Raw genomic sequence first — 23,433 nt, forward strand, 5'->3', positions numbered from 1 at the left:
TCCAACCACAACCACCACCCACCAACTAAGCACCAGCACTCAAACCTATTGGAGCATAACGAATTTCACCTGAAACATCCGCAACCCGCACCAACCCCGGACGGATACCCAGCGGTATTGGTGGTTTGTTCCAGCCTCGTCCGGAATGGTTATACGTCCAGTTCTGCGACTTCAACGCCGACGGCTACCCAGCGTTCCCGGACTTCTCGGATCTTGTCGGCAGACGTGGAAAGCAATACGCCGAAAGCCGCTGGCGGGTTGAGTTCGTCACGGTAGTAAGCCCGATAAAACGGCATCTTGCTGGCAAACCAAGAAAAAGCTTCGGGCTCGTCGACCAGCAGGAGATGGGATCGACTTACCTCGGTAAGATATGCGCGCGCAGGTCACTCCCACGCCACCAATCCCCGCCACGGGACTACACCTGCGGTATCGACGGTGCGATAGCAGCGGCTTGCTGCGCTCCCGCGGTGTCCCTCATTGCAAACTCGGCGCCGGCCACGGCGGATTTGACCGCGCTTGTTTGCGCCCGTCGGGCCAAAGCAGTGATGGCTCCGTCAAGGGCCGCATGGGCAGTGCCGACGGCGCCAAATGTCGCCTGAATCGGTTGCCCAACACGGGGCAGCGGAGTCGCCGCCACCAACTGCGCCGAGACCGTCTCGCAGTACGCTGCCACTGTCTGCAGCCCCTGATCACTGACCCGAAGAACCTCGGCGATGTCGATGAGCTTAGGCCGGTACTGCCGATCAGCAGTTCACCTCGTTCGAAGGTGGATCGGCCGGCGATTAGGCTGCCGTGCATGACCGACGCAACTCCGGCAGCCCACGTGACGGCCGATCAGGTCGAAGCCGCACGGCACGACACCAAGCTCGCCCAGGTGCTCTACCACGACTGGGAGGCCGAGACCTACGACGAGAAGTGGTCGATCTCCTATGACCAGCGCTGTGTGGACTACGCCCGGGGCCGGTTCGACGCGATCGTGCCCGACGAGGTCCAGCGCGACCTGCCGTACGACCGGGCACTCGAATTAGGCTGTGGCACAGGGTTTTTCTTACTCAACCTGATCCAGGCGGGCGTCGCGCGGCGCGGATCGGTCACCGACTTGTCGCCGGGCATGGTCAAGGTCGCCACCCGCAACGGACAATCGCTGGGCCTGGACATCGACGGCCGGGTCGGCGACGCCGAGGGCATCCCGTACGACGACGACACCTTCGACCTGGTGGTCGGGCATGCCGTGCTGCACCACATTCCCGACGTCGAGCTGTCGCTGCGCGAAGTGCTCCGGGTGCTCAAGCCCGGCGGCCGGTTCGTCTTCGCCGGCGAGCCGACCAACGTCGGCGAGGTTTACGCCCGGTCGCTGTCCACGCTGACCTGGCGGGTGGCCACCAACGTCACCAAGCTGCCCGGCCTGGGCAGCTGGCGGCGCCCGCAGGTCGAGCTCGACGAGTCCTCGCGGGTCGCGGCGCTGGAAGCGATCGTCGACCTGCACACCTTCGCGCCGGAAGACCTGGAGCGGATGGCCGCCAACGCCGGAGCGGTGCAGGTCGAAACCGCCAGCGAGGAGTTCACCGCGGCGATGTTCGGCTGGCCGGTGCGCACCTTCGAAGCGTCGGTGCCGCCCGGCCGGCTGGGCTGGGGCTGGGCGAATTTCGCCTTCACCGGCTGGAAGGCGCTGAGCTGGGTCGACGCCAACATCTGGTGCCATCTGGCCCCGAAGGGCTGGTTCTACAACGTGATGGTCACCGGGGTCAAACCCTCCTGAACTTCAGCACCGAGGACGTCGGTTACCTGCGCTCGGAGCCGGGTGTGGCCGCCCTGGCCGCGGTCGCCGAATTCGCGTTCTCCGAGGCCACCCGGTTCGCCGATATCGTCGCTGCGCGAGCCCGCTTCGGTGACGGGCGCCGGTACTGGTGGAAACCACGCTGCTGCGCCGGCGAGCCCTGGACAAGCTCGGGGAACTCGCGGTCGCCGGCTGGCAGTTCACCGACGAAGCGTTGCAGCAAACCACCGCCGCACCGGTGGCGCTGCACCGGGCCAGGCGACTCGCCGCGGCCGGCTCCGTCGTGCACGACGCGATCTGTTCGATCGGCACCGAGGTGGCCGCGCTGCGCGACTGCGGTGCGCAGGCGGTGGGCAGTGACGTCGACCCGGTGCGGCTGGCGATGGCCGCCCACAACCTGGACCCGGCCGCCCGTCTCTGCCGCGCCGACGCGCTGCACCCGGTGACCCGCGACGCGGTGGTCGTCGTCGACCCCGCGCGCCGCAGCGGCGGGCAACGGCGATTCAACCCGGCCGACTACCAACCGGGGCTAGACCAGCTGATCGACTGCTACCGGGGCCGCGACCTCGTCGTAAAGTGTGCTCCCGGAATACATTTCGACCAGCTAGCCCGCCTGGGTTTCGACGGCGAAATCGAGGTGACGTCGTATCGCGGCTCGGTGCGCGAGGCATGCCTGTGGTCGGGCCGGTTGGCCGAACCGGGTGTTCGCCGGCGCGCCAGCGTCCTGGATCGCGGCGACCAGCTCACCGACACCGAGCCCGACGACTGCGCGGTGCGGCCGGCCGGGCGGTGGATCGTCGACCCGGACGGCGCCGTCGTGCGGGCCGGCCTGGTGCGCCACTACGGCGCGCGGCACGGCCTGTGGCAACTCGACCCCGACATCGCCTACCTGTCCGGTGACCGGCTGCCGCCGGATGTCCGCGGCCACGAGGTGCTCGAGCAGCTGGACTTCGACGAGCGCCGGCTCCGCCGCGCGCTGTCGGCACGCGACTGCGGGGCGCTGGAGATCCTGGTCCGGGGCGTGCGGGTCGACCCCGACGCGTTGCGACGACGGCTGCGCCCGCGCGTCAGCCGAGCGCTGTCGGTGATCATCGCGCGCCTGGGATCCGGGGCCGCCGCGCGTGCGACCGCCTATGTGTGCCGCCCGTCGCGCTAGCGCCCGGTACGCTGTCGGCGGTCACTTTCCGGGGGACCTCGCCAGTCGACGTCGACGAGGACAATTCGAGTTATGCGCTATCTGATCGCGGCCGCGGTGCTGGTCACCACGGTTCTGCTGGGCTGGCCCGCGGCCGCCGACCCGCCGTCGTGCGCCAGCGTCGGCGGCACCGTCGAGGCCGGGCAGCTGTGCCATATCCGCGCGACCGGGGCGACCTACACGCTGAACATGACGTTTCCGGCCGACTACCCCGACCAGCAACCGCTGATGGACTACATCACGCAGAACCGTGACGGGTTTCTGTCCGTCGCGCAGACCTCCGGGCCGCGCGACCAACCCTACCAGATGGACGCCACCGCCGAGCAGCACTTCGCGGGTCAGCCGCCGCACAACACCCGCAGCGTGGTGCTCAAGTTCTTCCAGGACGTCGGGGGATCGCACACGTCCACCTGGTACAAGGCGTTCAACTACAACTTGGGGACCAAGCAGCCCATCACTTTTGACACCCTGTTCGCGCCCAACACACCGGCGCTGGAGGCGATCTTCCTGCTGGTCCAGCGCGACCTGGAACGGCAGAACGCGCTCGGTGCGGCCATCTTGCCGTCGTCGGGCCGCGATCCGTCGCACTACCAGAACTTCGCCATCACCGACGACCGGCTGATCTTCTACTTCGCGCCCGGCGAGATGCTGCCCGCGTTCGCCGGCCCCTGCCAGGCCCAGGTGCCGCGCAACGCGATCCCGCCGCTGGCCCTCTGACGGGCTCAGGCCGGGGCGAAGCCGTAGACCTGGCCGTCGCTGGTGGCGGCGACCACCCGACGGTCGGTGCCGATCGCGATTCCGACGGGATACCCGGTGGCCGCGGGCAGCGGATAGCTGTTGATCGGGTGGCCGTTGCCCGGGTCGTACACGAGCAGCGACATGCCCGGCGCGTCGTCGTGGCGCGGCCCGCTCACCACCGCGTAGCCGACGCCGGACCCGGTCAGGCCCGACGACGACAGCGGGGTGACGTCGTCGCGCCGCCAGACCTGATCGGCGTGATCGCCGGCGTCCTTGAAGGCCACCAGCTTGGTGTCGGGCCCGCCGCCGGACACGATCAGCCCCTGCGGGGTGACCGCGGGCGGCGTCTGGGCCAGGAACCCCAGCGGCGCCGACCACTTCGGCTTCCCGTCGGCGGCGGACAGCGCCCATAGGCGTTGGTCGCGGCCGTTGACGTAGACGGTCGATCCGTTGGCCGACAGCACCGGGCTGGCGATCGCACCGGCGCCGACGGCGTCGGAGGTCCACTCCCGGGTCAGCAGGGGAGTCTGGCCGCGGTGGTATTTGAGTCCGACCAGTTCCGCCGCCGCGGCGCCGGGCTGCCAGACGCCGAGCACCGCCATCCCGCTGGCCGACGAGAAGGCGGGAGCGGCCGCGACCGGGCAGCCAGGCCGCGCCGCGGCGCAATCGGCCAGCCCGCGCGTCGCATCCGTCGGGTCGATCCCGTCGACCAGGTCCAGCGGACTGCCGACGACCATGCCGCGGTGCGCGTCGAACACCAGCACCTGTCCCAGGTGCGTGGCGACCAGCAGTTGGCCGTCCGCGAGAAACCTTGGGGTGGAAGGCATTCCGATCACCGGCTGGCGCCACCGCGTCCACTGCGTCACCGGGAAGGACAGGAACGCTCCGGGCTGGCCGACGTAGAGATTGTCGAAGCCGTCGAACAGCGGACCGGCGAAGCCGCCGCCCTGGAACAGCCGCACGCACCACCGTTGCCGGCCGTTGTCGTTGTTCTCCCACTCCATCAGCGAACATCCGGCCGGGGTCTGCGCGTTGAGGGCCAGGTAACTGCTCGAGCCCAGCCCGGGCCCGGCCCCCAGGCTGCCCTTGACCGAGCGCGTCCATTGCAGGGACAGCTTGTCGGCCCCGTCGGTGCCGGTGTAGCTGCTGTTGGCCGCGTCGGCGTACTGCGCCGACCAGCCGGGTGCGGGCGCGGCTTGCACCCAGGAATCGGTATTGCCACACCCGCCGAGCCCGACCGCGAGCACAGCCGCCAGCACAAGGGATGAGCAACGCCGGAGCCCACTGACGGGTTGTCGGGCAAGCACCTTCGGTTTCCCAAATCCTTCGCGTGACGTTCGGTACGGGCAGCGATCGAGTACAGGTGAGGGTAACCCGTGGCGGTTGGTGTACTCACGATTGACCGCGTTAGGCTTTCCGGCTGTGACGAGCATGTGGGGCGCCCCCGTTCACCGCCGCTGGCGGGGACAGCGGCTGCGAGACCCACGCCAGGCCAAGTTCTTGACGTTGGCCTCGCTGAAGTGGGTGCTCAAGAACCGTGCCTACACGCCGTGGTACCTGGTGCGCTACTGGCGGCTGCTGAAGTTCAAGCTGGCCAATCCGCACATCATCACGCGCGGAATGGTGTTCATCGGCAAGGGCGTCGAGATTCACGCCACACCCGAGCTGGCGCAGCTGGAGATCGGCCGCTGGGTGCACATCGGCGACAAGAACACGATCCGCGCGCACGAGGGCTCGCTGCGGTTCGGCGACAAGGTCGTGCTGGGCCGCGACAACGTGATCAACTGCTACCTCGACATCGAGCTCGGCGATTCGGTGCTGATGGCGGACTGGTGCTACGTCTGCGATTTCGACCACCGGATGGACGACATCAATCTGCCGATCAAGGATCAGGGCATCATCAAGTCCCCGGTGCGGATCGGACCGGACACCTGGGTCGGGGTGAAGGTGACGGTGTTGCGTGGCACGGCGATCGGGCGCGGCTGTGTGCTCGGTTCGCACGCGGTGGTTCGCGGCGTCGTTCCCGACTATTCGATCGCCGTCGGCGCGCCAGCCAAGGTGGTCAAGAACCGCCAGCTGTCCTGGGAGAGCTCGGCCGCACAGCGGGCCGAATTGGCCGCGGCGCTGGCCGATATCGAACGCAAGAAGGCGGCTCACTGACCTCGGTGTCGTGGATTGCGTTGTGGCCGTTGGCTATCGAACGTTTACGACGGTAGCGGCTCGTCGTCGACCTTGATGTCGACGTGGTAGTTGTCGCCGTCCGTGTCGGTGACGGTCACATTGACCCCGTACTTGTCGACCTGGCCCGCCGCGACGCAGCGCAGTGTCGAGCCCTTGAAGACCTTCAAATCGTCGGGGCAGGTCACCGAGGCGGGCCTGTCGCCGCTCTGTTCGTACAACTTGTCGCTGATCACGGTCGCGATACGACTCTTGTCGGCGATCTTCACCATGTCGAACTTGACGTTGCTGCCGTCGACGCTGGTTACGGTGACGTTGACGGTGAAGGTCTCATCCCTGACTTTCATGGTGCAGTTGATTTGTGCCCCGACCTTCGCGGGCAAATCGGACGGACACGTCACGGAATCGGGCTTGGTGCCGTTGGCGCCGGTCATTTTCGTGCTGATCTAGCTGGCGACGTCGTTCTTGCCCACCGCGTGCGACGACGTCGATCCGATCGAGCACGAACACGCGCCGGCGACGGCCATCAGCCCCGCTGCAGCACCCGAAATCAACAACGTTCGAACGATCGAGCCGGCCATCTCGCCTCCCTGGCGCTTCGACTTGACGACTGTGAATCGGCTGATAATTACATGCCAAGCCGCTGCCGGTGGCTGAATTCCCAAAATGGTTGTTCCGGTGCGCTGTAGACCCGCGAGCGCGGGCTAGGAACCGATGCCCCGATAACGGCGCAGCGCTTCGGCCCGCTCGGCGCCGTGGTCGACGATCGGTGCCGGATACCCTTGTGGCCGTTCGCCTTTGCGCAAATGGACGTCATCGGCACCGCTCAGCTCGGGGACCCAGCGCCGGATGTAATCGCCTGCGGGGTCGAACTTCACGCCCTGGGTGGTGGGGTTGAACACCCGGAAGTACGGCGCGGCGTCGGTGCCGCACCCGGCGCCCCACTGCCAGGGCAGGTGAAGGTCCTTGACCAGAAACGACGCGACGATTATCCGCACCCGGTTGTGCACGAAGCCGGTCTGGCGGAGTTGACGCATGCCGGCATCGACGATCGGAAACCCGGTTTCGCCGGCCTTCCACGCCTCGAAGCGGCGTCTGGCGTCCGGCCCCGTGTCGGTCTCGATGTCGTCGAAGGCGCTGTTCCAGTTGCGCCACACGCTGGCCGGCCAGTGATGCAGCATCGCGGCGTAGAAGTCACGAAACGTTAACTCCCGCAAGTATGTTTGCGCTCCCGTCGTGCGCAGGTTCATCGACGCGAGCATGGTTCGCAGGTGAATGGTGCCGAACTTCAAATGCGCGGACATGCGGCTGGTGCCGGACAGGTCGGGCCGGTTGCGGTGCTCGGCGTAGCGGTCCAGTCCGTCACCGGCGAACCGCTGCCACTGCGAAAGTGCCGCCGCCTCACCGGCATCCAAGTCGAGCCCCACGCCGGGATCGGGGATCTTGCACTGCCCGACCACGTTGGGCGGCTCGAGCCAGCGTGCGGACTCGGCACCCGATTGCGCGGGCTTGCGCCAGCCGACGTCGCGCCACTTCCGCAGAAACGGCGTGAACACCTGGTAGGGTTCGCCGTCGTCCTTGGTGGCCCGCTCCGGAGAAACCAGATACGGCGAGCCCGTCGCCACCCAGGGGCACCGAACCCATTGCGGCGCGGACCTTTTCGTCGCGGCGCTTTCCGTAGGGTGTGAAATCCGCCGAGACATGCACCGCCGTCGCGTCGATCTCGCCGGCAATGCGGGGAATCTGCTCGTCGGCGGGCCCGCGGGTCACCAGCAGCCGGCCATCCAGGTCGTCGCGCAGTTGCCGCAGTGTGTCGCCCAGAAACTGCAGGCGCCGGCCCGACGATTTCTCCAGCCGTGGGTCGACGACGAAGCAGGCGAGCACGTCCTGGTCCTGGGCCGCGGCAAGCAGGGCGGGATGATCACGCAATCGCAGGTCGCGGCGAAACCACAAGAGCGAGGGCATTATTGGACGCTGCGGTTGAGTCGCCAGATGTGGGTGGACAACACGGTGGTGAAGGCGCACCACAGCGGGTAGGGCGCCAGCGCGACGCCGGCGCGTGGATCGGCGGTGGCGACCCGGCGGGCGAGGTCGGCACTGCTGAGCGTGAGCGCGGCCGCACCGGCCACGGCGGCGCCGAGTTTGTGAAACCGGAAGAACAGCCAACTCCATCCGGCGTTGAGCAACAGGTCCATCCGGCGTTGAGCAACAGGTTGACGGCCAGCGCCGCGGCATAACCGCGTGCCTTGTCGTGTTGTCCGGTGGCGCGCAGCCGGTCCACCGTCACCGAGGAGCCGGCCGCGATGTCGGCGTACAGGGCGGTCCAGACGACGGAGAAGGCGGCGCCGGGCGGCTGGTAGCCGGGTTTGCGCAGCCGCGCGTACCAGCCGGGCGCGCGTCGTGGGCTGGCGATGGTTCCGGTGCCTGCGGTTACGGCGACGGCGAGCGTCGTCGCGGCCAGCGTCGAGAGCTTCACAGCCTGCTCCGTTCCTGCTTCATCGAATTATCGTGCGGTTCAACAGCTTTAGTGTCGACCGGGTGAGCGGGCCACCAGATGTGATCGCCGATCAGGGCGAACAGCGCGGGGATGACGAGGGTGCGCACCACGAAGGTGTCGAGCAGGATTCCCAGGCCGACGATGATGCCGATCTGGGAGAGCACGATCAGCGGCAACACCCCGAGCACACCGAAGACCGCTGCCAAAACGATTCCCGCGCTGGTGATCACGCCGCCGGTGGCCGACACCGCGCGGATCATGCCGTCGCGCGCCCCGTGCCGTGCCGCCTCTTCACGGGCGCGGATGACCAGGAATATGGTGTAGTCCACGCCGAGGGCCGCCAGGAACAGGAACGCGAACAGCGGGGTGCTGTTGTCCAGCGCCGGAAATCCGAAGACGTGCAAGCTCGTCCAGCCGCCCAGACCGAGCGCCGCCAGCGCGCCGAGAATCGTCGCCGAGAGCAGGTTGGGCGGCGCGAGTGCCGAACGCAGCAGCACGAACAGGACGACGAGAATCACCGCGAGGATCGCCGGTATCAGCATCAGCCGGTCGTGCACCGCGCCATCGCGAACGTCGAGCGCGTGGGCGTCGGGTCCGCCGACCAGCGCGGCCGGGGCGGCGGATTTCGTCGAATTGCGAAGTGCGGCAATGGTGGCGAAGGCGCGTGGCGACGACGGCGGGGCGTCGGTCACCACCGACCATTTCGTCAGCCCGGAGGGCGACCGGCCCGCATCGGCCACCGAGACCACCCCGGGCGTGGCGGTGATCGTCGCCCGTACCTGCGAGGCCGCGGCGGTGGGTGCCACGACCAGCGTCGGGTTGGCCGCGCCGGCGGGAAAGTGGGCGGCCACCGTGTCGTAACCGGACACCGAATCTGCTTGCACCCGGAACTGTTCGGTCTGCGACAGGCCGATTCGGCTCCCCAGCAATCCGCAGGCCAGGGCCGCCAGCAGGGCGATCGAGATGGCGGTGACGACGGCGGGGCGACGGGCCACCTGTTGCGCTACCCGGTGCCATGCCCCGGTATCGAGGGTGGCCGCACCGTCGGGCCGGGGAACCAGCGGCCAGAACAGGCGGCGGCCGCACCACGCGAGCAGCGGCGGCAGCAGCACCAGGACGGACAGCGCGGCGATCACCAGCCCGCACGCCGCCAGCGCTCCCAGGCTGCGGGTGCTCGGCGTCGACGCGAACAGCAGGGTGAGCAGCGCCAGCACCACGGTGGCGTTGCTGGCGACGATGGCCGGTCCGGCCCTGTGCACCGCCAGCCGCAGCGCATCGCGGTGGTCGGGGTGGCTCCGAAGTTCTTGCCGGTAGCGGGAAATCAGCAGCAGGGCGTAATTGGTGCCCGCGCCGAACACCAGCACGCTGGTGATCCCCGAGGTGGCGCCGTCGAAGCTCAGCCCGGTCAGCGATGCCATCGCGGTGCCCACTGCCGCGGCGACCCGATCGGCCAGGCCGATCACCAGCAGCGGTGCCAGCCACAGCACCGATGAGCGGTAGGTGGCGATCAGCAGCAGCGCCACCACCGATCCCGTCACCGCCAGTAGGGTGACGTTGGCGTCGGTGAACGCATCGGCGATGTCGGCGCCGAATGCCGGCCCGCCGGTGACATGTGTCCGCAGATCGGCGGGCAGGCCGGTGTGTGCGGCGGTGCGCAGCGCGGCGACGCCCTCGCCCAGCACCATGCCGGATAGGTCGGCGCGGATGGGCACCACGCCGATGGCCGCCTTGCCGTCCGCCGAGACGATCGGTGGTTGTGGGTTGGCCGCGCCGAACGGCGTGACGACGCGCTGCATGCGGTCGCGCGCTGCCCGGGCGGCGGTCACGTCGGCGGTGTTCAGCGGCGCCCCGTCGGCGCGGGTTACCACCAGCAGCAGCGGAACCTGATCGCCCCCGGGGAATTGGGTGGCCAGGGCGTCGAGCTTCGCGGAGTCGGAGTCGGAGGGCACCGAGAGCGGCGCCTGACCGGCCGAGGTGTTGGCGCCGGTCAACACGATGAAACCGATGCCGAGCAGGATCGCGGCCATTCCGAGTCGCCACGAACGCCGGCCGGTCACGGCAGCGGCCAGACTCTCCCACGTCACCAGACCAGCTTTTCCGCCATTCCAGCCGATTAAACCGGCCGCGCATCGGGTCTTCGCGGGGGTGCGACGCTTCGGGGTGAATTAGGCGCTGCCCAGCCATGATTCGGCGCCGCTGGGTGGGCGGCCCGGCATTCGGACGGTTTGATCGGTGTTCGGGCGGGTACGCGACGCGACATGTCCTCAGCCTCGGCGCGCATTCCCGACGTCCTCGCTCTGCCTTTCCGTTGGGGAGCGGCGATCCGCGGTCGCCGGTTCTTCCATCCGGCCGGGGTCCTGGCTCGCGGCACCGTCGAACGCGTGGCACCGGCCGACTGCGGGCTCCCGATCCCGTCGGGCGAGGTGATCGCCCGGGTGTCCAAAGCCGTTGGTACGCCGGGTCCGCTACCGGACTTCATCGGCCTGGCCATCCGTATCCCGCCCCAGCAGGAATCGACGACGCCATGGGACATCCTGCTGGTTTCGGCGGGCTCGGGTGCGATAATGCGCGCGGTGGCGCTACGGCCGGTCACGTCGTGGACGGGGCAGACCCTGACCAACCTGATGCCGCTGCGGTACCGAGAAGGCCCTTGGTGGGTGCGAGCCCGAATCGTCACCGGCATCGACGGCAGCGGCCTGTCACTCGACGACATCTCGAAGCAAATTCGAGACGGCGGAATCGACGTGGCGCTCGACCAGGCCCGTGGCACAAGCGATTTCACCGCGCTGGCTCGACTGCGGCTGACCGCCGTCACCGATACGGCCGATGTCTCGTTCGATCCGGTCATCAACACCGCGCCCGGGCTGACCCTGTACCCCGGGTGGCTCGCCGAGCTGCGCGGCCGCGCTTACCAGCGCAGCCGGGAAGGCCGCTCCCAAGAGGCTTGACCGCGACGCTAGCGGGTGCGTCCCAGCAGGTGACGCAGGGCCACCTCCAGGTCGGGGTGGCGGAACCGGTGGCCAGCGTCGGCCAGTCGTTGCGGGGCGACGCGCTGACTGGCGCACGCCAGTTCGCGGGCGCCCTGCTCACCCAGCAATATTCGCGGTCCCAGCGACGGAACGGGCAACAATGCCGGCCGGCGTAGCACGCGGGCCAGGGTGCGGGTGTACTCGGTGTTGCGAACCGGTTGCGGGGCAACGGCATTCACCGGACCCGACAGCGTGGTGTCCCACAGTGCGCGGTGATACACGTCGATCAGGTCGTCGATCCCGATCCAGGACAACCACTGTCGGCCACTGCCGAGCCGGCCGCCCAGCCCGGCGCTGAACACTGGTCGCATCAGCTTCAGCGTGCCGCCGCGGGGTGATTGCACGATGCCGGTGCGCACCTGCACCACCCGCGCCCCGGCGTGGGCGGCCGGCGCGGTCGCGTCCTCCCAGCCGGCCACCACGTCGGCCAGAAACCCGTCGCCGCGCTCGGTTGCCTCGGAGAGCACTTCGTCGCCGCGGTCGTATCCGTAGTAGCCGATGGCCGACGCGCAGATCAGCACCGGCGGGTCGGCCACGGTGCTGGCCAGCAGTTCGGACAGCCGACGGGTTGGCCCAATCCGGCTGTCGCGCACCGCCTTCCGGTGGTCGTCGGTGAACCGGCCGGCGATCGAGGCGCCCGCGAGATGAATGACCGCGTCGACCCCGGTCAACAGCTCCGGGTCCGGATCGTCGGGATCCCACCGGCGTTCGCCGTCGGCGCGCGGGTTGCGGCGCACCAATGGGATCACCCGATGTCCGCCGGTACGCAAGAACGCCGACAGCGCCGAACCGACCAGTCCCGACGGCCCGGTGACCGCCACCGTCAACGGCCCCAGACCATGGCGGGCCGCCACCCGGTGGGCGGCCAGGTCGTCGGCCAGCTGACGGTGCCGGTAGACGAACATCGGGCGCAACGCGGCGCCGGGCACCGGCGTCTCGACGCGGTCGATCACCTCGGTCCGGTCGTCACCGAGGTCGTCGAACTCGTGGATGTGTCGCCACCGCACGGCGACCCGAACGGGCAGCGAGGCCGGCCCGTTGCTGCCGATCGTGTCGACGAAGCGCCGCGGCGGGTCATAGCCGTCGGCCCGGTGCTCGGCCACCCAGCGCAGCCCGCCGGGCAGGACCAGTTCGGCGCGCCCGTCCTTGAGTGAGGACGCCTCGGTGACCAGCCGCATCGGCGACCACGCCGGGCTGAGCCGCTCGAACGCACCCGGGCGGGCGTACCAGGCGAACACGTCTTCGCGCGGGGCGTCGACGACGCTCGAATATCGCAGTCCCATGGTGTGCAGACGTACCCAATGACGGCTGGAGCATGCCTTGCGCCGGGGTGGGTACCACGGACTGCATGGGTATTGACGCTCGCCTGCTGTCCCTGCTCGATGCCGCCCTCGACCGGTCGATCGTCGGAGGTTACAGCCGCATCGGCTATCAACTGCGCAGCTGGGGATGGCCCCAAGACCCGCAGCCGCACACGCTGAAGGGGAAAACCGCGCTGGTCACCGGCGCGAACCGGGGCATTGGCAAGGCGATTGCCAAGGGCCTGGCGCAGTTGGGCGCGAGCGTGCTGTTGACGGTGCGTGACGAGACGAGCGGCGAACTGGCCCGCAAAGAGATCGTCGACGCGAACCAGGACGCCGACGTGCAGGTGGAGGTGTGCGACGTCGCCGACCTGTCGGCGGTGCGCGAGTTCGCGGCCGACCTGTCCGCGCGGGTGTGGGAATTGGACGGGCTGATCCACAACGCCGGGGTGTTGCCGCCCGAGCGGTCCGAGACGGCCGACCGGCACGAGGTCGCCCTGGCCACCCACGTGCTGGGGCCGGTGCTGCTGACCGAGTGCTTGCTTCCGGTCCTGCGCGGCGCGGAGAACCCGCGGGTGATCCTGATGTCCTCCGGCGGGATGTACACTCAGTCGCTGCCGACCGATGACCCGAATACTTCGACGAGCCCTACCGCGGCGTCACCGCGTATGCCCGGACCAAGCGCATGCAGGTGGCGCTGACCCCGATCCTGGCCCGGCACTGGGCGGACGACGGCGTCCGCGTCTACTGCATGCACCCCGGGTGGTCCGATACACCGGGGTGGCGGCGTCGCTTCCGGCGTTCCGGGCGCTCACCGGTCCGCTGTTGCGCACGCCCGAACAGGGCGCCGACACCGCGATCTGGCTAGCCGCGAGCGACCCGGCGCCACCGTCGGGTGGCTTCTGGCATGACCGGCGGCCCCGCCCGGAGCACTATCTGCTGTGGACGCGGTACGGCGAACGGGAGCGCGAACGCCTCTGGCGCTACTGCGCCTATTCGGTCGGGATCGACAACGCGTGAGGTTCAGCGGTCGGGCAGCGCGTGCTCGGTGATCGGCAATCGGGGCAGTTGCTGACGCTCGCCGCGCTTGGCCGCCACATACACCTGGGTGGTCTGACCGGCCACCGTCTGCCAATCGAAGTCCGAGGTGAGGCGTTCGCGGGCGGCGCGGGCGCGTCGCTGCGCGGCGCCGGGATCGTCGAGCACGGTGCGCACCGCGGCGGCCAGCGCGGCCACGTTGCGCGGCGGGCATGACACCCCGGTCTGCCCGTTGATCACCGCTTCGCCCAGGCCGCCGATGTTGGACGTCACCAGCGGGGTACCGGCCGCGGCGGCCTCCAGCGCGACGAGCCCGAACGGCTCGTAGTGGCTGGGGAACACCGCGGCGTCGGCGCGATGCAGCGCCGCCAGCAGTTCGTCGTGGTGCAGGTGTCCGACGAAGCGAGTTGCCTTGAGCACCCGGTGTTTACGGGCCTGCTCGACGAGCCAGTCCTGCTGGGTCCCGTCGCCGGCGATGGTCAACGTGGTGCCGGGGTTGGTGCGCCGGATCCGTGGCAGCGCGGTGATCAGGTCCTGCACACCCTTCTCGTATTCCAGGCGTCCGACGTAGAGAAGTTCGGCCGGCCCGGTACGGGGCCGCCGCGGCGCGTACGGCCAACGCGCCGCGGCGATTCCGTTGCGGATCACCGTGGTTTCGGCCAGGCCGGGACCAAAGAGCTCGGTGATCTCGTCGCTCATCGACGCCGAACAGGTGATCAGCGAATCGGATTCGCGCACCAGCCACGATTCGACCGCGTGTACTTGGCGGCTGATCGCTCCGGATACCCACCCCGAATGCCGGCCGGCCTCGGTCGCGTGGATCGTGGAAACCATTGGCACGTCATAGAATTGGGCAAGAGCAATCGCGGGGTGGGCGACTAGCCAGTCGTGGGCGTGCACCACATCGGGACGCCACGGTCGCGACGAGCCCGGTTTCTTCAGCGTGAGCCCGGCGCGGATCATGGCGTGCCCCATCGCCAGTGTCCAGGCCATCATGTCTGTGCCGAAAGTGAATTCGTGGGGATCTTGGGCCGCCGCGATCACCCGCACGCCCTCGCGGACCTCGTCGGACGAGGGGTGGGTGCTGGGGTCGGTGCCCGTCGGTTGGCGTGACAGCACCACCACGTCGTGCCCGGCGTCGGCCAGCGCGGTCGCCAGATGATGCACGTGGCGGCCCAGGCCGCCGATCACGACCGGGGGATACTCCCACGACACCATCAAAATTCTCATCGGGGCAGCCTGCGGGCGTCCAGGGCGCCGAACAGACCGTCGGCGCGGCCCCAGCCGTCGGCCAGCCGCTGCGCGGTATCGCGGCGGCCCGAGGCCAGCGCCCCGGCGATCTCGCGGGTGGCGTGCGCGTGCAGGTGCGCGCGGTAGCGGGCGTAATCGGCCGCCGAGTCCTTGCTGACCATGAACGGCCAGTCGCTGGACACGGTCAGCAGCGTCTCGCGCAGGATCTGGTCGGCCACGCGATCGCGGGCGATGGGTCCGTCGGAGTTCTGCGACAGGGCCTTGTCGACGGTGCTCAGCGCGGTGTCGACGACCTCGGTGTTGAGCTGAACCAGGTCGGCGACCTGCTGGCCGGCCCACACCTGCCAGTCCTTGCCGGAACCCCAGGAACTCGGCGGCAGCGCGACCGACTCGCCGACGAATCCGCCGGACAGCGCGTCGCTCAGGGTGCCGACCCGCACCCCGGCGGCCGGCAGCGCGCGCAGCACCCGCGCCAGCCAGGTCGGGCCCTCGTACCACCAGTGGCCGAACAGTTCGGTATCGAAGGCGGCGATGACGTGCGCGGGGCGCCCGATGCGCTCGGACTCGCTGTGCAGCCGGCTGCGCACCACGTCGACGAAGTCGGCGACATGGACGTCGACGGCGCGGTCGGCCCGCTCGGGATCGTAGGGCGCTTTGGCATCGGAGGACACGTTGCGGCCGGTGACCCGGGCCGGCTTGAGCCCGGTGAGGTGGTCGTAGGTGTGGAAGTCGCGGTAGGCGGCGTGCCCGGGGTAGCCGGATTTCGGCGACCACACCCGGTAGCTGACCTGCAGGTCACGCCCGAAGGCGACGACGCCGGTGTCGCCCACCGGCCGGCCCAGCGCGGTGTCGCCGTGCAGCGACGGGCCGTCGACCATGAAATGGGTGACCCCGGCGGCGGCGTATTCGGTTTCTAGGCCCGGGGCATAGGCGCATTCGGGCGCCCAGATGCCGCCGGGGGTGTGCGCCAGCCGCAGCTGCGCGTCGGCCAGGCCCTCGCGCAGCGCGAATTCGCGCAGCCGCGGGGCCAGCAGCGGCTGGAACGGGTGGGCCAGCGGGCCGCCGAGCAACTCTACGGTCCCGGCGTCGATCAGGCCGCGCAGCAGTGGGCTGCCGCCGTGTTGCCACAGCGTGGCGAAGTCGTCGAGCGCCCGGTCGGCCTCCGCGAATTCGCGAATCCCGCACTCCCGCAACGCTTCTGGTGTACAGGATGGGTAGCCGGTCGACTTCGACTTGGGAATCGATCGCACGCTGGCGGCCACGGTGGTGGCTTCTAAGGCCCGCAGCCGCCAATTGGCCAGCCAGTGGTGCATGCCGGCGAGGCAGTACGGGTCGTCGAGCTGGGCATTGACCACCGGGGTGACACCGAGGGTGATCAGCCGGTGACGATCCTCGTCGGCCAGCGTGCGCAGCACCCGCAGCAGCGGCAGATACGTGGCGGCCCAGCTCTGGTAGAGCCATTCCTCGCCGACCGGCCAGCGGCCGTGGTGGGCCAGCCAGGGCAGGTGGGTATGCAGCACCAGCGTGAACATGCCGGGCACCGGTGTCGCGGAATCGCTCACGGCCGCACCGCGATCGCGACCAGATCCAGGCTTTCGTCGATATTGCGGTCAGCGGCCGCGATCAGGTCGAAGTCGTCGATGGTGACCGCGGCGACGTCGGCGGCCAGCTGCGGCGGCCACGGTGCATCGGCGACCGCGCGTGCGATCTGCGCGTCGATGATCGAACCCCCGTGCCGCGCATCCATCTCGCGCAGCCGCGCCCCGTGGAACAACCCGTGCATGGCCACTTCCGCGAACCCCGCGTCGACCAGCAGCTCGGTCAGCTCGTCGGCGTTCAATTCCCGGGTGTGAAACGGGTTGATCGGGGTGTCACGGCCCGGGGAGAAGGTGATGCGGTTGGGCGTCGACATCATCAGTAGCCCGGACGGCCGCAGCACCCGGGCGCATTCCGTGACGAATTGGGTCTGGTCCCACAGGTGCTCGATGACCTGGAAGTTCACCACGACGTCCATCGACGCGGCGGGCAGCGGCAGCTCGGCCAGGTTGGCCCGCATGACTTCCACCCGGGGGTAGCGGGCGCGCACATGGGCCACCGCCGCCTCGTCGTAGTCGACCGCGACGACGCGCCGGGCGGTCTCGGCGATCAAATCGGCGCCGTAACCTTCGCCACATCCGGCCTCGAGCACGTCACGGCCGACACAGTGGGTTGCTAGCCGCTGGTACACCACTTGATGGCGGCGGAACCAGTAGTTCTCGATGTCCAGGTCAGGGATCGTGCGCTCGCCCGTCAGCGTCAACACCGGTGGGGTGCCGTGGGGAACGTCGGGGGCGAATGCGCTCATTGCATAGGGAGGCTAACGCGAAGTGTCGGATTCGCGAACCGCTCAGCGGGTAGCCCCGGTCACGGGGGAGGCAGGCCTGCAAGAACCTGCAGGACGACCCGCTATGGTGTGAAGGCAGGCTGCACAAAGTTACCGAGTAGTAACACGACCGTGCGCTGCAAAACGCGTACTGAAAGTCTCGTAGCTGCGCGCTGCGAGACTCCTTCGAGGAGGACGAACCACACTCATGACGAACATCGTGGTCCTGATCAAGCAGGTCCCGGACACCTGGTCGGAGCGCAAGCTGACTGACGGCGATTACACGCTGGACCGCGAGGCCGCCGACGCCGTGTTGGACGAGATCAACGAGCGCGCCGTCGAAGAAGCCCTGCAGATTCGCGAGCGGGAAGGCGGCGAAGGGTCGGTCACCGTGCTGACCGCGGGCCCCGAGCGCGCGACCGAGGCGATCCGCAAGGCGCTGTCGATGGGGGCCGACAAGGCCGTTCACGTCAAGGACGACGGCATGCACGGCTCCGACGTGATCCAGACGGCGTGGGCGCTGGCGCGTGCCCTGGGCACCATCGAGGGCACCGAGCTGGTCATCGCGGGCAACGAGGCCACCGACGGCACCGGCGGCGCGGTCCCGGCCATCATCGCCGAGTATCTGGGCCTGCCGCAGCTGACCCACCTGCGCAAGCTGTCGCTCGAGGGGGACAAGGTCACCGGCGAACGCGAGACCGACGACGGCGTGTTCACGCTCGAGGCCACGCTGCCGGCGGTGGTCAGCGTCACCGAGAAGATCAACGAGCCGCGCTTCCCGTCCTTCAAGGGCATCATGGCCGCCAAGAAGAAAGAGGTCACGGTGCTGACCCTGGCCGACATCGGCGTCGAGAGCGACGAGGTCGGCCTGGCCAACGCCGGGTCGACCGTGCTGTCGTCGATCCCGAAGCCGCCGAAGACCGCGGGTGAGAAGGTCACCGACGAGGGCGAGGGCGGCAACGACATCGCCAAGTACCTGGTCGGCCAGAAGATCATCTAACCCACTGACGAGAAGAGCGAGATAACCCATGGCTGAAGTACTGGTGCTCGTCGAGCACGCTGAAGGCGCGGTCAAGAAAGTCACCGCCGAATTGATCACCGCCGCCCGCGTTTTGGGCGAGCCGTCCGCTGTCGTGGTCGGCGCGCCGGGCACGGCCGCTCCGCTGGCCGACGCCCTCAAGGAAGCCGGCGCCGCCAAGATCTACGTGGCCGAATCCGACGACGTCGACAAGTACCTGATCACCCCGGTCGTCGACGTACTGGCCTCCCTGGTCGAATCCGCTTCTCCGGTAGCAGTTTTGCTGGCCGCCAACGCCGACGGCAAAGAGATCGCCGGCCGGCTCGCGGCCCGGCTGGGTTCGGGCCTGCTGGTCGACGTGGTCGACGTCAAGGAAGGCAACAAGGCCGTCCACTCCATCTTCGGTGGCGCGTTCACCGTCGAGGCGCAGGCAAACGGCGACACCCCGGTGATCACCGTGCGCGCCGGCGCGATCGACGCCCAGCCGTCGGCCGGCGCGGGTGAGCAGGTCACCGTCGAGGTGCCCGCCCCCGCGGAGAACGCCACCAAGGTCACCGCCCGCGAGCCCGCGGTCGCCGGCGACCGACCGGAGCTCACCGAGGCCACCATCGTGGTCTCCGGTGGCCGCGGTGTGGGCAGCGCGGAGAACTTCAATGTGGTTGAGGCGCTGGCGGATTTGTTGGGTGCGGCGGTCGGTGCATCACGTGCCGCCGTCGACTCCGGCTACTACCCAGGCCAGTTCCAGGTCGGCCAGACCGGTAAGACGGTCTCGCCCCAGCTCTACATCGCGCTGGGCATCTCGGGTGCGATTCAGCACCGGGCGGGCATGCAGACCTCGAAGACGATCGTCGCGGTCAACAAGGACGAAGAGGCACCCATCTTCGAGATCGCCGACTACGGCGTGGTGGGCGACCTGTTCAAGGTTGCTCCGCAGCTGACCGAGGCGATCAAGGCCCGCAAGGGCTGATCTTCGCGTCACGCAGAGCCCCCGCGCGCACGTCGCGTCGGGGGTTTTTGCGCTACCGGGACGGTGCCTGCGCCTCGACCCACGCGATAACCTCGCCCACCGTCTCGATGGGGGTGGTGGGCTCGGTCAGCGGGAAGTTCAGGTGGGTTTCCAGGGTGGCGACGAGTTCCATCTTGCGTGGCGAGTCGTAGCCCAGGTCGTCGACGAGATGCGAGTCGGTGGTGACCGGCGCCATCCGGTCCGGCGCCAGTCGGGTGACGATCGACACGACGGAATCATTGACGCTACTCACGATGCTGGCACCTCTTTGAACATTTGCTTGGCCGCGACGTGGCGGATCTTGCCCGACGGTGTCTTCGGAACCGTGCCCTTGCCGACCAGCACCACCGTCGGGCTCAATCCCGTTGCGCTGCGCACCTTTCGGCTGATCTGACGACGAATCCCTTGCGCCGCGTCGCCCGGGTCTTTCTGCACCGTCTCGGCCACGATCCGGATCTCCTCGCGCTGGTCGGCGAGCGTGACCCCGAACGCGACGACCCCGCCGCGCCTGACGCCGTCGACCGAGGCGGCCAGACGTTCGATGTCGGACGGGAAGATGTTGCGGCCGGCGACGATGATGACGTTCTTGCGTCGCCCGCACACTACGATCTGTCCGTCGTCGGTGAGGTAGCCGAGGTCGCCGGTGTAGAACCAGCCGTAGGCGTCGACGGCGGCCACTTCGCCGTCCGCCGTGAGGTAATGGCCAGTCACCGCGTCGCCGCGGATGGCGACCTCACCGATGTGCCGCGCCGGCCGGGTGGCGCGGTCGTCGTCGGAGATCCGGACCTCGATCCCGGCCATCGGGCGCCCCAGCAGCACGAATTCCTTCTTTTGTGCGCCGCACGCGCATCCGGTGACCGCGCGGCCCTGGTGTTCCAGTTCGTCGCCGCACACGTTCTCCACCGCGAGCGGTCGATCCACGGGGGAGAAGGACACCGCCACCGTCGCCTCGGCGAGACCGTATGCCGCGCCGATCGCCGATACCCGCAACCCGAAACGCGCGGCTTGCTGGGCGAACTCGTACATCGTGAGCGGGTCGACGGGCTCGGCGCCCGAGACCACGCAGCGCAGCGCGCTCAGGTCGTAGGCGCCATCGCCGACCGCCCTGAGCCGACGGCTGACGATCGAATACGCGAAGTTGGGGGCCGCGGTGACCGTGGCCCGTCGCTCGGTGAGGATCTGCAGCCAGGCCAGCGGCGAGCGCACGAACTCGGTGGGTGGGATGTAGACCGCCGCGTTGCCGGCGAACATCGGCGCCAGCAGATAGGCGATCAGCCCCATGTCGTGCGAGAGCGGAAGCCAGCTCATCGTGACGTCGACGTCCGGGTCCAGGCGCACCTCGGCCACCATGGCGGCGATGTCGGCGTACCGGTTGCGGTGCGTGATCGCCACCGCCTTGGGATCTCCGGTCGATCCCGAGGTGAGCTGGTAGATGGCGACGTCGTCCTCGCCGGTCGGCTCCTCGACCGCGTCGGCGCCGGTCCACGTCTCGGGCACCTCGACGACGCGGTATCCGGCGCCCCGCAACGCGTCGGCGACGGCCCCGAACGGCCGTCCCACACGACGCAGCGCGCGCCGAGCAAGCCCAGCGCCCGCAGCGTGCCCTGGTGCCACTCGCCGAGGTCGGCTTGCGAGGTGGGTTGCTGCAGCATCGTCATCGCCGCGCCGAGCCGCCAGATACCCTGGGCGACGGCAGTGACGTCTTCGGCGTTGGCGGCCAGCACGCCCACCCTGGCGGCGCGGGCGACCCCTTCGGCGGCTAGTCGGCCCGCGACTTTGCCCGCCGTCCGATGAATGTCGTGCCAGCTCGCGAAATTTAGGTTGCCGGCGGTGCCGAAGCGAAGGCCCAAAGTGGAGTCGCCGGCCACCTTTGCGATGCGATCGGTAAACCTACTCATCGGCGTGCGCTGTCCTCACTCGCGAAGCAATTTTGTAAATGACCGGGCGCCAATAGCATTCGCTATCGTCGCGTTTGGCGCCGAGCACCGCCGAGGCGATGACGTCGACGGCGCGCTCGATCTGCGCCGGCGAATGAGTGGCCGAAACGCAGCAGCGCATCAGCGCGTCGTCGGGACCGACCGCGGGTGACACCGCCAGCGAGCAGAAGACGCCGTTGTCGAATGCGTCATTCCATGCCGCGATCGCCTGCGCTTCCGGGCCGATCCACACCGAAACATGTGGGGCCACTACGTGTGAACCGTCGGCCCGCACGATTCCCGCTCGCACCTGCAGAACGTGCGACACCAGACCGTTGCGCAGGGCGCGGGCGTTGGCCAGCACGGCTTCGGCGCGCTAGGATCCCTCGAGACCGCGAATGATCTCGATCCCGGCGATGCTGGCCGCCATCGCTGCCGGTGCCCCCGTGGCGGTGAACATGTGCTGGCTGGACCGCAATCGGAGCACATCGATCAGGTCGCGCGACCCGACGATGAAGCCACCGGTGGAGGCGATCGCCTTGGACATGCTGCCCATCAATACGTCGACGTCCTTGGCGCAGCCGAATTCTTCGGCGATCCCGGTTCGGTTGACCCCGAAGACGCCGAGACTGTGCGCCTCGTCGACGTAGAGGGCGACGTTGTATTTGTTGGCCAGCGCGACAATGCTTTCCACCGGCGCGACGTCGCCCTGCATCGAATAAAGACCGTCGATGACGATCAACTTGGTGCCGCCGCGTTCGGCCGTGCGGATCAGGTTGCGCTCCAGCGAATCAAGGTCGTTGTGCGCGAAGTACCGCGAACTGGCGCCCGACAGCCGGATGCCGTCGTGCAGCGACATGTGGCCTCGCTGTCGGGGAACGCCAGGTCGGCGGCGCCCAATAGGACAGTGATGGCACCGACATTGGCCAGGTAGCCGCTGTTGAACACCAGCGCCGCCTCGGTGCCATACCAGTCGGTCAACAACTCTTCGAGGTCGACCTTGACCCGCAGCGTGCCGTAGTGCGGCGGCGCGCCGCCACAGGCGTGCCCATACAGCTCGGTCGCCTGGTTGGCCGCCTCGACCAATCGGCGATCACCGCACAAGCCCAGAGAATTGTTCGACCCGCACATGATTCGGGTCTTGCAGTCGATGACGGACGTCGGTCCGGGAGCGGATTCGACGCTTCTGAAGAACGGCAGTCGGTTGCAGGCGGCGTAGTAACGCAGGCTGGCAAGGCGGCTGTCTTGTTGCGCCCGCGCTTGGATATTCAGCTTCGAGGTCTGCAGCACGCCTACATCAAACATGGCGGCCGCGGCTCGGGCATCCTATTCGGCCTAAATTGGCCCGCACGTTAATAGCGATTAACGTTCGGGTGTTTATTGCGTTGCCGCTCTTACGAATACGCGACCGAAATCACTTAGCGGTGGACTATTGCGAATGGGCCGGCGTCAAAGTTATGTTCGCCACACTTCACCGGGGCAACACATTTCGTCATCTTGCGTGCACCAACACGTCATAGCGGCGATGCCGTTTCGCTCCTCGATTGCGCCACGTTGTCCCCATGAGCATTGCTTCTGTCCTGATACCGAGCGTGATACGCCTGATACCGAGTGATACGCCGGACGGAGCCGCGACCAGCCCGGCTGGGCCGCGTTACTCGCTGTTGCTGACCACCGACCCTGGTTTGGTCGAGGCGGCGCAACGGCTCCGCTACGACGTATTCACCAGCACGCCCGGTTTCGCGTTGCCGGATTCGGGTGCGGGGGAGCGGGACGCCGACCGGTTCGACGAGTTTTGTGACCACCTGCTGGTGCGTGACGACGACACCGGCGAGCTGGTGGGCTGCTACCGGATGCTGGCGCCCGCGGGCGTGATCGCGGCCGGAGGCCTCTATACGGCGACGGAATTCGACCTTCGCGCGCTCGACCCGCTGCGGCCGTCGCTGGTGGAGATGGGCCGTGCCGTGGTCCGCGACGGGCACCGCAACGGTGGTGTCGTGTTGTTGATGTGGGCGGGGATCCTGGCCTATCTGGACCGCTACGGCTACGACTACGTGATCGGGTGTGTGTCGGTGCCGATCGGCGGTTCTGACGGCGAGGCAACGGGCAGCCAGCTGCGGGGGGGGG

The 23,433-nt window shown here is 68.5% G+C and carries 19 protein-coding genes and 5 pseudogenes; 10 read left to right on the forward strand and 14 right to left on the reverse strand.

The features are described 5' to 3' along the window. The first annotated feature begins 796 nt into the window (after positions 1-796). The 3 genes and pseudogenes from T428_RS0124285 (at position 797) to T428_RS0124295 (ending at position 3,689) form a co-directional block, all read left to right on the forward strand. Entirely contained in the window at positions 797-1,759 is a 963-nt protein-coding gene (locus T428_RS0124285; RefSeq protein WP_025738491.1) for a class I SAM-dependent methyltransferase, read from the forward strand. Continuing rightward, positions 1,717-2,933, forward strand: a pseudogene (locus tag T428_RS30745) (THUMP-like domain-containing protein). Before T428_RS0124285 ends, T428_RS30745 begins: the two are co-directional and overlap by 43 nt. 72 nt (positions 2,934-3,005) lie before the next feature. Continuing rightward, positions 3,006-3,689, forward strand: a complete 684-nt coding sequence (locus T428_RS0124295) for an esterase (protein WP_025738492.1) — start codon at positions 3,006-3,008, stop codon at positions 3,687-3,689. 5 nt (positions 3,690-3,694) lie between these two features. Here T428_RS0124295 and T428_RS0124300 read toward each other — a convergent pair whose 3' ends face one another. Continuing rightward, positions 3,695-5,017 (reverse strand): outer membrane protein assembly factor BamB family protein, encoded by a 1,323-nt coding sequence (locus T428_RS0124300; RefSeq protein WP_036468841.1) that lies wholly within the window; start codon positions 5,015-5,017, stop codon positions 3,695-3,697. A 115-nt stretch (positions 5,018-5,132) separates the two neighbouring features. Here T428_RS0124300 and T428_RS0124305 point away from each other — a divergent pair, with 115 nt between their 5' ends. After that, positions 5,133-5,870, forward strand: coding sequence for an acyltransferase (locus tag T428_RS0124305; protein ID WP_025738494.1), 738 nt, complete (start codon positions 5,133-5,135; stop codon positions 5,868-5,870). A gap of 44 nt (positions 5,871-5,914) precedes the next feature. Here the strand turns inward: T428_RS0124305 and T428_RS30750 are convergent. From T428_RS30750 to T428_RS0124325, 4 genes and pseudogenes are all read right to left on the reverse strand, one after another. After that, positions 5,915-6,469: pseudogene (locus T428_RS30750) on the reverse strand (anti-apoptotic protein). Positions 6,470-6,592: 123 nt separating this feature from the next. Beyond that, positions 6,593-7,853: pseudogene (locus tag T428_RS30755) on the reverse strand (cryptochrome/photolyase family protein). Next, positions 7,853-8,364, reverse strand: a pseudogene (locus T428_RS30760) (TspO/MBR family protein). Before T428_RS30760 ends, T428_RS30755 begins: the two co-directional pseudogenes overlap by 1 nt. Continuing rightward, the gene (locus T428_RS0124325; RefSeq protein ID WP_025738495.1) at positions 8,361-10,469 is read right to left on the reverse strand and encodes an MMPL family transporter; all 2,109 of its coding nucleotides are present in this window, start codon (positions 10,467-10,469) and stop codon (positions 8,361-8,363) included. The pseudogene T428_RS30760 and the gene T428_RS0124325 overlap by 4 nt, the downstream one beginning before the upstream one ends. 174 nt (positions 10,470-10,643) lie before the next feature. Between T428_RS0124325 and T428_RS0124330 the strand changes: the two genes are divergently transcribed. Continuing rightward, the gene (locus T428_RS0124330; protein WP_036468843.1) at positions 10,644-11,333 is read left to right on the forward strand and encodes a catalase family protein; all 690 of its coding nucleotides are present in this window, start codon (positions 10,644-10,646) and stop codon (positions 11,331-11,333) included. Positions 11,334-11,341: 8 nt separating this feature from the next. Here T428_RS0124330 and T428_RS0124335 read toward each other — a convergent pair whose 3' ends face one another. Beyond that, on the reverse strand, positions 11,342-12,697 hold the full coding sequence (locus T428_RS0124335; protein ID WP_025738497.1) for a TIGR01777 family oxidoreductase: 1,356 nt from the start codon (positions 12,695-12,697) through the stop codon (positions 11,342-11,344). Between the two features lie 65 nt (positions 12,698-12,762). Here T428_RS0124335 and T428_RS35580 point away from each other — a divergent pair. Then, a pseudogene (locus T428_RS35580) lies at positions 12,763-13,735 on the forward strand (SDR family NAD(P)-dependent oxidoreductase). Between the two features lie 3 nt (positions 13,736-13,738). Here T428_RS35580 and T428_RS0124345 read toward each other — a convergent pair. Genes T428_RS0124345 through T428_RS0124355 form a run of 3 tightly spaced genes read right to left on the reverse strand, consistent with a single transcriptional unit; the run spans position 13,739 to position 17,348 of the window. Beyond that, the gene (locus T428_RS0124345; protein ID WP_025738498.1) at positions 13,739-14,983 is read right to left on the reverse strand and encodes a glycosyltransferase family 4 protein; all 1,245 of its coding nucleotides are present in this window, start codon (positions 14,981-14,983) and stop codon (positions 13,739-13,741) included. Then, positions 14,980-16,566: a 1,4-alpha-glucan branching protein domain-containing protein gene (locus T428_RS0124350; RefSeq protein WP_025738499.1), complete on the reverse strand. Its 1,587-nt coding sequence runs from the start codon at positions 16,564-16,566 to the stop codon at positions 14,980-14,982. The genes T428_RS0124345 and T428_RS0124350 overlap by 4 nt, the downstream gene beginning before the upstream one ends. Next, positions 16,563-17,348 (reverse strand): class I SAM-dependent methyltransferase, encoded by a 786-nt coding sequence (locus T428_RS0124355; protein WP_025738500.1) that lies wholly within the window; start codon positions 17,346-17,348, stop codon positions 16,563-16,565. The genes T428_RS0124350 and T428_RS0124355 overlap by 4 nt, the downstream gene beginning before the upstream one ends. A 226-nt stretch (positions 17,349-17,574) precedes the next feature. Here T428_RS0124355 and T428_RS0124360 point away from each other — a divergent pair, with 226 nt between their 5' ends. Next, complete coding sequence (locus tag T428_RS0124360; protein WP_025738501.1) at positions 17,575-18,366, forward strand: electron transfer flavoprotein subunit beta/FixA family protein; 792 nt, start codon at positions 17,575-17,577, stop codon at positions 18,364-18,366. A 28-nt stretch (positions 18,367-18,394) separates the two neighbouring features. Then, complete coding sequence (locus T428_RS0124365; RefSeq protein ID WP_025738502.1) at positions 18,395-19,351, forward strand: electron transfer flavoprotein subunit alpha/FixB family protein; 957 nt, start codon at positions 18,395-18,397, stop codon at positions 19,349-19,351. A 52-nt stretch (positions 19,352-19,403) separates the two neighbouring features. Here T428_RS0124365 and T428_RS0124370 read toward each other — a convergent pair whose 3' ends face one another. After that, on the reverse strand, positions 19,404-19,643 hold the full coding sequence (locus tag T428_RS0124370) for an acyl carrier protein (protein WP_025738503.1): 240 nt from the start codon (positions 19,641-19,643) through the stop codon (positions 19,404-19,406). After that, the gene (locus T428_RS30770; protein WP_245605065.1) at positions 19,640-20,950 is read right to left on the reverse strand and encodes an AMP-binding protein; all 1,311 of its coding nucleotides are present in this window, start codon (positions 20,948-20,950) and stop codon (positions 19,640-19,642) included. The genes T428_RS0124370 and T428_RS30770 overlap by 4 nt, the downstream gene beginning before the upstream one ends. A gap of 47 nt (positions 20,951-20,997) precedes the next feature. Here T428_RS30770 and T428_RS35175 point away from each other — a divergent pair, with 47 nt between their 5' ends. Beyond that, positions 20,998-21,153: a hypothetical protein gene (locus T428_RS35175; protein ID WP_245605066.1), complete on the forward strand. Its 156-nt coding sequence runs from the start codon at positions 20,998-21,000 to the stop codon at positions 21,151-21,153. A gap of 127 nt (positions 21,154-21,280) precedes the next feature. Here the strand turns inward: T428_RS35175 and T428_RS35180 are convergent, their stop codons facing one another. The 3 genes from T428_RS35180 to T428_RS35190 are packed head-to-tail and all read right to left on the reverse strand — an operon-like array spanning position 21,281 to position 22,392. Further along, a complete protein-coding gene (locus T428_RS35180; RefSeq protein ID WP_245605067.1) occupies positions 21,281-21,670 on the reverse strand; it encodes a PLP-dependent aminotransferase family protein in 390 nt (129 codons plus the stop codon). Positions 21,671-21,682: 12 nt separating this feature from the next. After that, a complete protein-coding gene (locus T428_RS35185; protein WP_245605068.1) occupies positions 21,683-22,165 on the reverse strand; it encodes an aminotransferase class I/II-fold pyridoxal phosphate-dependent enzyme in 483 nt (160 codons plus the stop codon). Continuing rightward, positions 22,078-22,392, reverse strand: a complete 315-nt coding sequence (locus tag T428_RS35190) for a hypothetical protein (protein ID WP_245605069.1) — start codon at positions 22,390-22,392, stop codon at positions 22,078-22,080. Before T428_RS35190 ends, T428_RS35185 begins: the two co-directional genes overlap by 88 nt. Positions 22,393-22,868: 476 nt before the next feature. Here T428_RS35190 and T428_RS0124385 point away from each other — a divergent pair. Further along, a partial coding sequence (locus T428_RS0124385) for a GNAT family N-acetyltransferase (RefSeq protein WP_025738504.1) occupies positions 22,869-23,433 on the forward strand: 565 nt, incomplete at its 3' end.

This window comes from Mycobacterium genavense ATCC 51234, from assembly GCF_000526915.1.
In the GTDB taxonomy this organism is placed as follows: domain Bacteria; phylum Actinomycetota; class Actinomycetes; order Mycobacteriales; family Mycobacteriaceae; genus Mycobacterium; species Mycobacterium genavense.

What these genes read in the sequence shown, in the direction of transcription:
- T428_RS0124285 (WP_025738491.1), top strand. Translation starts at nt 797, where the DNA reads ATGACCGACGCAACTCCGGCAGCCCACGTGACGGCCGATCAGGTCGAA.
- T428_RS0124295 (WP_025738492.1), top strand. Translation starts at nt 3,006, where the DNA reads ATGCGCTATCTGATCGCGGCCGCGGTGCTGGTCACCACGGTTCTGCTG.
- T428_RS0124330 (WP_036468843.1), top strand. Translation starts at nt 10,644, where the DNA reads ATGTCCTCAGCCTCGGCGCGCATTCCCGACGTCCTCGCTCTGCCTTTC.
- T428_RS0124335 (WP_025738497.1), bottom strand. Translation starts at nt 12,697, where the DNA reads ATGGGACTGCGATATTCGAGCGTCGTCGACGCCCCGCGCGAAGACGTG.
- T428_RS0124345 (WP_025738498.1), bottom strand. Translation starts at nt 14,983, where the DNA reads ATGAGAATTTTGATGGTGTCGTGGGAGTATCCCCCGGTCGTGATCGGC.
- T428_RS0124355 (WP_025738500.1), bottom strand. Translation starts at nt 17,348, where the DNA reads ATGAGCGCATTCGCCCCCGACGTTCCCCACGGCACCCCACCGGTGTTG.
- T428_RS0124360 (WP_025738501.1), top strand. Translation starts at nt 17,575, where the DNA reads ATGACGAACATCGTGGTCCTGATCAAGCAGGTCCCGGACACCTGGTCG.
- T428_RS0124365 (WP_025738502.1), top strand. Translation starts at nt 18,395, where the DNA reads ATGGCTGAAGTACTGGTGCTCGTCGAGCACGCTGAAGGCGCGGTCAAG.
- T428_RS35185 (WP_245605068.1), bottom strand. Translation starts at nt 22,165, where the DNA reads ATGTCGCTGCACGACGGCATCCGGCTGTCGGGCGCCAGTTCGCGGTAC.